At 62.9% G+C, this 8,720-nt stretch carries 9 protein-coding genes; 2 read left to right on the forward strand and 7 right to left on the reverse strand.

Annotated features, from left to right (window positions below; genetic code table 11):
* Positions 1-1,274, reverse strand: a 1,274-nt coding sequence (locus tag ENZ75_RS12175; RefSeq protein WP_164887791.1) for a molybdopterin-dependent oxidoreductase, incomplete at its 3' end; no start/stop codon positions are given.
* Positions 1,271-1,603, reverse strand: coding sequence for a hypothetical protein (locus ENZ75_RS12180; RefSeq protein WP_127390035.1), 333 nt, complete (start codon positions 1,601-1,603; stop codon positions 1,271-1,273). The genes ENZ75_RS12180 and ENZ75_RS12175, both read right to left, overlap by 4 nt.
* Here ENZ75_RS12180 and ENZ75_RS12185 point away from each other — a divergent pair.
* On the forward strand, positions 1,553-2,455 hold the full coding sequence (locus tag ENZ75_RS12185; RefSeq protein ID WP_063170005.1) for a LysR family transcriptional regulator: 903 nt from the start codon (positions 1,553-1,555) through the stop codon (positions 2,453-2,455). The genes ENZ75_RS12180 and ENZ75_RS12185 overlap by 51 nt on opposite strands.
* A gap of 134 nt (positions 2,456-2,589) precedes the next feature.
* On the opposite strand, the gene ENZ75_RS12190 is transcribed toward ENZ75_RS12185, so the two are convergent.
* Entirely contained in the window at positions 2,590-3,885 is a 1,296-nt protein-coding gene (locus ENZ75_RS12190; protein WP_063170006.1) for a winged helix-turn-helix domain-containing tetratricopeptide repeat protein, read from the reverse strand.
* Between the two features lie 110 nt (positions 3,886-3,995).
* Here ENZ75_RS12190 and ENZ75_RS12195 point away from each other — a divergent pair, with 110 nt between their 5' ends.
* Positions 3,996-4,457 carry a cupin domain-containing protein gene (locus tag ENZ75_RS12195; RefSeq protein WP_013533666.1) on the forward strand — a complete coding sequence of 154 codons (462 nt, stop codon included), beginning with the start codon at positions 3,996-3,998 and terminating at the stop codon, positions 4,455-4,457.
* A gap of 188 nt (positions 4,458-4,645) precedes the next feature.
* Here the strand turns inward: ENZ75_RS12195 and ENZ75_RS12200 are convergent, their stop codons facing one another.
* The 4 genes from ENZ75_RS12200 to ENZ75_RS12215 form a co-directional block, all read right to left on the reverse strand.
* The gene (locus ENZ75_RS12200) at positions 4,646-5,902 is read right to left on the reverse strand and encodes an Hsp70 family protein (protein WP_027161735.1); all 1,257 of its coding nucleotides are present in this window, start codon (positions 5,900-5,902) and stop codon (positions 4,646-4,648) included.
* A 169-nt stretch (positions 5,903-6,071) separates the two neighbouring features.
* Positions 6,072-6,863 carry a TIGR02186 family protein gene (locus tag ENZ75_RS12205; RefSeq protein ID WP_013533664.1) on the reverse strand — a complete coding sequence of 264 codons (792 nt, stop codon included), beginning with the start codon at positions 6,861-6,863 and terminating at the stop codon, positions 6,072-6,074.
* Positions 6,863-7,786: a sulfite exporter TauE/SafE family protein gene (locus ENZ75_RS12210; protein ID WP_128278116.1), complete on the reverse strand. Its 924-nt coding sequence runs from the start codon at positions 7,784-7,786 to the stop codon at positions 6,863-6,865. The genes ENZ75_RS12205 and ENZ75_RS12210 overlap by 1 nt, the downstream gene beginning before the upstream one ends.
* Before the next feature lie 192 nt (positions 7,787-7,978).
* Positions 7,979-8,720, reverse strand: a 742-nt coding sequence (locus ENZ75_RS12215; RefSeq protein ID WP_164887792.1) for an SEL1-like repeat protein, incomplete at its 5' end; no start/stop codon positions are given.

Consider the following 8,720-nt stretch of genomic DNA (forward strand, 5'->3'; position numbering starts at 1 on the left):
GTGTGAAAACCGTTCGAATGGGCAGAGATGCCGCGCATGGCGTGCATCGAGACAGGCCGCCCCTTGATCGTCTCGTGGCGGCGCCCGGCCCAGTCGGTCCAGGCGATCGGCAATTCGATCGTCTGTTCGAAGGCGACATGGGCGAGTTCGGCGGCGATCCTGCGGATCGTGTCGGCGGCAATGCCGCAGCGCTCGGCGACCGAGTCCGGTGCGTAACTCTCATCGAGGTAGCGGTCGGCGATCAGCTGGAACACCGGGACGCAGCGGCGCCCGCCGATCGTGAAGCTGCCGGTCAGCGCCGGTTTCGCACCGGCATCGGCGGCGCTGACCGGTGTCTTCGCCACCCTGTCCCAAGCCAGCGGATTGCCGTCGGCATCGCGCACGAACAGCCCGTCATCGGCAGCACCTGGCTCCTGCACGACGAGAACATGGGCATTGGTGTAGCGCAGCAGATACTCGAGATCGACGCGACCCGCCTTGAGCAATTCGTGGATGAGGGCGAACACGAACAGGCCGTCTGTTCCGGGCCGGATGCCGATCCAGTCATCGGCAATGGCATTGTAGCCGGTGCGGCACGGATTGATCGAGACGACCTTGGCGCCGCGCGCCTTGAGCTTGCCGAGACCGATCTTGATCGGGTTGGAATCGTGATCCTCGGCGACACCGAATAGCATGAAATACCGGGTGTTGTCCCAGTCGGGCTCGCCGAACTCCCAGAACGAACCGCCGATCGTATAGAGGCCGCCGGCCGCCATGTTGACCGAACAGAAGCCGCCATGGGCGGCGAAGTTCGGCGTACCGAACTGGCTCGCCCACCAGCCGGTCAGCGACTGCGACTGGTCGCGGCCGGTGAAGAAGGCGAGTTTCCTGGGGTCGGTCCGGCGGATGTTCGACAGCCGTTCCGTAGCGATAGAAAACGCCTCCTCCCACTCGATCTCGCGGAACTCGCCGGAGCCGCGCGGGCCGGCGCGCAGCAATGGCTTCTTCAGCCTTGCCGGGCTGTAATGCTGCATGATGCCGGAGCTGCCCTTGCCGCAGATCACGCCGCGATTGACCGGGTGGTCCTTGTTGCCGTTGATGTAGCGGACCTTGCCATCCTTGATGTGTACATCGATTCCGCAGCGGCAGGCGCACATGTAGCAGGTCGTCTTGGCGATGCTGTCGGAAACGGCAGGCGAGGTGTCGACGCCGTCGCCTTCATCGGGCGCTCGCGTGTCGGCAAGCGGGCGTTGCGATGGTGCCGAATTCGCGCCGCGCGGCGGTCCCTGCATCATGATCCGGTGGCGCCTGTACGGCGCATGGATTTGGCCCGCGTCTTCGGCCCGGGGCCGCGCATATAGTGCTCTTCCGGGTGATAGCGATCGCCGGCCAGCCGCCGCCTTAAGCCGCGGGTCCAATGCGCAAGCAGGGATCTGAGCCGCCCGATCATTCTGCTCTCTGCGATCTTTCGGCGAATTTTTTCTAACTTCGCCGGAAAACTTAGAATAAAGGTATCGATCTGTCTAATCAGTTGTTCTTGTAAATTCGATCGATATTGGTTCTTAATGTGGACATGACCCTGGATCAGTTGCGGATTTTCGTCGCCGTCGCCGAGCGCGGCCACATGACCAAGGCGGCGGAACTGCTGGGCATTTCGCAGTCGGCGGCATCGGCGGCCATCCGGGCGCTTGAAGAACAGCACGGCGTCCACCTGTTCAACCGGGTCGGCCGCAACATCGAGCTTGCCCAGACCGGCCACCGGTTCCTGCCGGAGGCCAAGGCCGTGCTCGAACGGGCCGCCGCCGCCCGCAATGTGCTGGAGCATGTCTCGCAGACCGTCACCGGCAGCCTCTCGATCGCCGCCAGCCAGACCATCGCCAGCTACTGGCTGCCGCGCCGGCTGGCTTCCTTCCATGAAGCCTATCCGGCCGTCAGGCTGAGCGTCTCCATCGGCAACACCAGGCAGGTTGAGGCCAATGTCCTCGATGGCGCGGCGGATCTCGGCCTGGTCGAGGGGCGCACCGAGTCCGACATCCTGCGCCGCACCAAGGTCGACGTCGACAGGCTGATGCTGGTGGTTGCCAGCACGCATCCGGAGATCGCCGAAGTTGCGCCCGGCCACTCCGACATCAAGGACCTGCGCTGGATCATCCGCGAGGGCGGTTCGGGCACACGCGAAGTGCTGGAGGATCTGGCGCGCCACGAAGGCATTTCGCTCGCCGACTTGCAGATTTTTTTGGTGCTGCCGAGCAACGAGGCTATCCGCCAGGCGGTCGAGGCGGGAGCCGGCGCCACCATCATTTCGGAGCTTGTCGTGGCCCGCGCCGTGGCTGAAGGCAGTCTCAGATCCGTGCCGCTCGAATTGCCGAAACGCGACTTCGCCATGATCACCCATCGCGATCGCCAGGCAAGCCTGGCCCAGATGGCGCTTAAGGCGCATCTCGACGGCAAGGCGGATGCCCCGTCGGCGGGCTAGAGTATCAGAGTTTGCGGCTTTGCCGTTGGCTCGGAGGTCTTGGTACTTTGTATCGAGTGGCTGATTGAAACGCCTCACCACGACCTTCCTCCCCAGATGGGCTCGCTAGCGCTGTCCGCCTCGACGCCCAGCCGTCACTCTGGCAATCCGGCGTCCCGCAGCGCGCTTCCCAGAGTCTCCGCGAGCGCTGGCGCACAGCGCACGCCAGCAAATTGGCGGCTGTAGCGGAAGCCCGGCTGAAGCTCGCGCACGCGCGCGGCGGCGGCCCTCGCTTCGTCCAGCCGGCCGAGTTTGGCGAGCGCAGCGGTCAGTTGCACGTAGGTGATGCTGTGTGCCGGATTGGCTTGAACGGACTTGTAGGCTGCGCGACAAGCTTCTTCGTAACGCCCGCGCAGCAAATGGCTCATTGCTTGGGCGTCAAACGCGGCCCAAGCCCACGAATCGAACGGGCTTAGCCGGATACCCTTCTCGCTCCATTCTATCGCGCGCTCTGCTTCGCCGGCCCATCCGAGAACGACGCTGCCAAGAATGTAAGTCAGCGCCGATGACGGGCTAATGGCGAGGGCTGCGTCTAATGCCGTGAATGCAGCGGCGCGATCATGCACGAGATCGTATGCGTCGAGACTCTCTGGGCGCTTCCGCCTGACACGTTCAATTTCCGCTTTTCGCAAGCTTGGAGCAATCGCGCCCACCGCTGATAGCGCGATTTCGTCCTGAAGCGCGAAAATGTCCTCCGAACTGCGGTCGTAGCGCTCGGCCCACACGTGCGCGCCGGTCGATGCATCGATCATCTGAGCGGTTACGCGCACACTACCGCCAGCTTTGCGCACGCTGCCTTCGAGGACATATCGTACGCCAAGCTCGCTGCCGACCTGCTTCACGTCCACGGCGCGGCCTTTGTAAGCGAAGGTCGAGTTTCGCGCGATAACGAAAAGCCATTTTATGCGTGCCAGGCCGGTGATGATGTCATCGACCATTCCATCGGCGAAGTACTCCTGTTGCGGATCTCCGCTCAAGTTCGAGAACGGCAGGACCGCCACGGAAGGCTTCTCAGGCAAGGTCGGCGCCGACGCGGTGCGGGCGGCTGCAAAACGATCAGGGACACTCGTCGCAACAGCCGGTCCTACATAGCGATAGCCTCGGCGCGGCAGTGTTTCGATCCAGCTCTCAGCATCCGCTGCGTCGGCCAATACCCGGCGCAAGGCCGCGATCTGGACCGTCAGGTTGTTGTCGGCAACCGCCAATTTGCCCCAGCCGGCTTCGACCAGCGCGTCTTTGGATACCGGTACGCCCGCGTTTTGGAGCAGCAAACGCAGAAGCGAAACGGCGCGTTGCCCAAGCATGGTTGGCTCGGTGCCGTGATACAAAATGCCCGCCACCTGATCGAGACGGAACGGGCCAAACTGATAAAGGTCGCCTCCGATTGTCATCCAACGCTTTTAGCAAATTTTTGGGAACGAATTCACGACTTTCCCGGCATCGACGGCCAATGTCGCACAGGTGCTTGCCGGAAGTAAGCACCCAGTCAAAGGAGGATCCTATGAGCGCCAATGCCATTATTCGCATGCCCGACGAGAAGAAGGGGATCATGCTGCGTGGTCAACCTATGGTCTTCCTCGTCACCGGCGAAAACACCAAGCACACGAGCATGTTCGACTGGACGATCCCAGCGGGATTCGCCACCGGACGGCATGTTCACCGTGTGCAGGAAGAGACGTTCTACCTGCTCGAAGGCGAGTGTGCGTGGCATGTCGGCGACAAGACGGTTCGCGCAACGCCCGGAACCTATCTGTTCATTCCACCGGGAGTGCCGCACGACATCACGAATGTCAGTGAGAGACCCGCCCGCGTGCTGATGACCGTCTCTCCGCCTGGCCACGAACGCTACTTCGAAGAACTTGCCAAACTCGCGGCGCAGGGTGCGCCGGACCCAAAAGCCCTCGCTGAGCTGCGGAACCGCTACGATACTGACCAGCTCTCGACTTTGACGACACGCGGGTAGGCATCTGTCACGGCGGCCCCACGACAGCTTCTGGCCCATTGCGACATATCGCGCTGGCGCACGAGCTTGGTCGCTATCGGCGCAAAGCGGACGTGATCTTCATCGCATCACGCCGAAGGTTATGGGTACACGACCTGGCCTAAAGCGGATCAGTAATCTCTGAAAAGCTGGACCGCTCGAAGAAAGCCTCAGCCGAACTTGCGTTGCGCATCCAGCGCCAGGCCAAGTCCGACCGAGCCGAACATGTCGCCTTCGATGACGGATGCCTGCGGCACCAGCGACAGGATCTCTCGTTTGGCCAGCGGGATCGCGGTCGATCCGCCGGTCAGGAACACCGCGGTGATGTCGGACGGCTTCACCTCAGCGTCCCTGATAGTCTGCCCGACCGTTGCGGTGACCCGCTCGATGTCCCTGGCAATCGTCGCGTCGAGCCCGCTGCGCGTGATTTCGGCGGTGAACTCCGCACCCGGCAGCTTCACAGCGACCTCTGCGGATGACCTGTCGGTCAGCTCTATCTTGGCCTTCTCGACACGTGCGGCCAGCGCGTGTCCGTAGCGGTGTTCGACGACGTGGATGAAACGGTCGACGAGGTCGGCGCGCTCGGCCTCGTAGCGGATCTGGCGCAGATGCGTCATCGCCTTGGCGGTGTAGACCAGGTTGATGCGCTGCCATGTGGCGAGGTCGATGAAATAGCTTGCCGGCAGGTTGCGCTTGCCGTCCTTGGTCGGCGTCAAATAGCCGAGCTGCGGCATGACATGGGCGATGCTCAGCAGCCGATCGAAATCCGTACCGCCGATATGGACGCCCCGGCTGGCCAGGATGTCGTCCTTGCGGTCGAGCGAACGGGAGCGCTGCGGCGAGACCCGCACGATCGAGAAGTCCGACGTGCCGCCGCCCATATCGATGATCAGCGCCAGTTCCTCGCGTGTCACCTTCTGCTCGTAGTCGAGCGCCGCCGCGATCGGCTCGAACTGGAAAGCGATGTGCTTGAAGCCCTGGGCACGTGCGGCGTTCTCGAGTTCGCTTTGCGCCTTCGCGTCGGCCTCGGCATCGTCATCGACGAATTGCACCGGCCGGCCAAGAACGACGGTCTCGACCGTATCGCCGGCATCGGCTTCCAGCCTCTTCTTGAGATGGCCAAGAAACATGCCGACGATCTCCATGAAGCCGATCGACCGCGATTTGATGCGGGTCTTTTCATGGGCCAGCGAACTGCCGAGCACGCTCTTCAGCGAACGCATCAGCCGGCCTTCGATGCTGTCGGTGTAATTGGCGATGGCCTGGCGGCCAAAGCAGGTGCGGTTGTCCTCGAAGTTGAAGAACACGGCACTGGGCAGCGTGACCTGGCCGTTCTCCAGCGCGACGAGGCGCGGCTGCCCGTTGCGGACCACGCCCACGGTGGAGTTCGAAGTGCCGAAGTCGATGCCGCCGAAGGCTGGTCGCATGACAAGTTCCTGCATTTGTCGTCGGCGAGCCGACAGGCGCCATGAGAAATCGCGCGCTGTCCGGGGACGGGCTGCTCTGCCGAACCGAATTGTTTGTGTCTGCCATTTGGCTGGGGAGCGCGATCTACCGCATGCCTCGGCAAAGGGAAACCACTTTTCGGGGAAAATCCTAATCTCGCCGGAAGATCAGCCTTCCGAGCCAGCCGGTCAGCATGGCCAGCGATATCGCGAAGACGCCGTAGAGGAAGGAATAATTGTGGGCGACACGGAAGATCGACTGCTCGAAACCGGATTTGCGGATTTCGAGCTGGGCCGAGCTTTCCTTGATGAACAGACCGCTCTTGAACAGGAACGCGCGGGCTTTGTGGGTTCCAACCGGCACATTCGGCGCCAGCCTGACGGTGGCGCGGAAAAGGTTCTGCGACAGGAATTGCACGCCGCCGACATTCTCGCTGTAGAGGCCGGTCGCTGACTTGCGCTCCCGCAGTGCTGCCGTGAACTCCTCGATCGTCGCCGGGCTGTCGCCGGCATCGGCGGGCTGCATATAGAGGTTGGAGGCGCCGAGCGACAGCTGCTTGTAGCTGTTGGGTTCGGTGATGTCCTGCAGCGGCCGCGTCGTCGCCACCGAATAGGAGACCGGCACGTTTTCGAAGGTCTCAGAGTCCAGATTGACCCAGACGCCGAGCACCCTGTCCTTGCGGCGCACCACCACCGGTTTGGGCGGACCTTCGAGCACGACGATGACGTCGTAGCGGCCCTGGCGCGCGACGAGTGGATCCGGGTTTTCCAGCGAACCGAAGATGGTCAGATCGGCCCCGGAAAAACCGGCGGTGATCGAGACGTTGTCGGTGGAGAGACCGATCTGGATGCCTTCGGTCAGCGGGACCTGTGCCTTCGCCGGCACGGCGGCCGCAAGCAGCGACAGGACAATGGCGGTTGCGAATGTGCTGCGAGCCTTCATCAGTTGAGGCCCGCGGCAGACAGCGAATAGAGGTTGGGCGGGGTGACGAAAAGATCGATCGCCAATCGTATCGCCACCGCCAGCACCAGCAGTGCCAGCAAGGCCCTGAGCTGCTCGCCGCGCAGCCTCTGGCCGGCCTTGGCACCGTACTGCGCGCCGGCGACGCCGCCCGCCATCAACAGGAAGGCCAGCACGACATCGACTGTCTGGTTGGTGGTGGCGTGGACCAGCGTCGTATAGGCGGAGGTGAAGATGATCTGGAACAGCGAGGTGCCGATGACGACATTGGTCGGCACTTTCAGCAGATAGATCAGTGCCGGCACCATGATGAAGCCGCCGCCGACGCCCATGATCGACGACAGGAAGCCGATGCCGGCGCCAAGCCCAAGTACGGGGATGACGCTGACGAACAGTTTTGACGCCCTGAAGCGCATCTTCAGCGGCAAGCGGTGGATCCAGTTGTGCTGGCCGGATTTCTTCAGCACCGGCGCCGCACCGCTGCGCGCGACGCGCAGCGCATTGACGCTTTCGACCAGCATCAGCCCGCCGACGGTGCCGAGCAGCACGACGTAGAGCAGCGAGATGAACAGGTCGAGCTGGCCGAGCCTGCGCAGGAAGGCGAAGACGTAGATGCCGCCGGTGGAACCGACAATGCCGCCGGCCAGCAACACCCCGCCGAGCTTGAGGTCGAGCGTACCGCGCTTCATGTGCGAAAGGACGCCGGAGACGGAGGAGGCGATGACCTGGTTGGCGCCAGTGGCGACAGCGATCGCCGGAGGGATGTTGTAGAAGATCAAGAGCGGCGTGATGAGGAAGCCGCCGCCGACGCCGAACATGCCCGACAGGAAACCCACCGCCGCGCCCATGGCCAGCAGGACGAAGATATTGACGGAAATTTCCGCGATCGGGAGATAGATGCCCACCCGTCAGTCTCGATCAGTTCTGCCTGTCGGCGAATGCAACCGTTGCGGGCATCTTGGACCGACAAGCCAATTCGTTCTTGCGCCGGAGGTGCTGCGAAGTCAAACCGCGCTACGCCGCCGAAACAAAAAACATCTCAATCAGTTAACAGGCGAATGTGTGGCAAGGGCGTCGTGGAAGCGACGCCTCTGCCGTTATTTGCGCGCCAGCAGTGCCTTCACCAGGTTTTCGTCGACTTCGCCGGTCGCCGCCATCTTGTTGTCGGTCTGGAAAGCCATGATCGCGGTCTTCGTTTTCTGGCCCATCTTGCCGTCGGCGCCGCCGGCGTCGTAGCCGTTCTTGTTGAGAATGCGCTGGATGTTCTGGACGGCCTTCTTCATGTCGATGCTGGCGGTCGTCTGCGGCGCGCCGTCCTGCCAGGACTCGGGAATGTCGGCCGAGTTGGCTGCCGCATCCAGCGGCTTGGCCTTCCACAGCTCGGTCGCGGCGCGGGCGCGCTCGAGCTGCTCGGGCCGCAGCGCATTGGCGATCTCGTCACGCTTGGCCGCCGCATCCTTGTCGCCTGTCTTGGCGACGAGCGCGAACCATTTGTAGGACTCCTCGAGGTTCTGCTTCATGCCGACGCCCTTGGCGGCGAGGATGCCGAGATTGAACTGGCTGTCCTTGACGCCGACGTCGGCCGCCGCCTGGAACCAGTGCGCGGCCGATTCATTGTCGGTCACGCCGTCAGCCGCCATGGCAAACAGCACGGCCAGATTGTGCATGCCGCTGGCGTTGCCCTGTGCCGCGGAAAGCTGGTACCAGGTCTTCGCCTTCTTGATGTCGCGCGCGACGCCGATGCCCTTTTCGTAGAAATTTCCGATACGGTATTCGGCCGGCGGGAAGCCGAGTTCCGCCGATTTCTCGTACCATTTGGCCGCTGCCGCCATGTCTTCC

The sequence above is a fragment of the Mesorhizobium sp. M7A.F.Ca.CA.002.04.1.1 genome (assembly GCF_004022805.1).
Lineage (GTDB): Bacteria > Pseudomonadota > Alphaproteobacteria > Rhizobiales > Rhizobiaceae > Mesorhizobium > Mesorhizobium ciceri.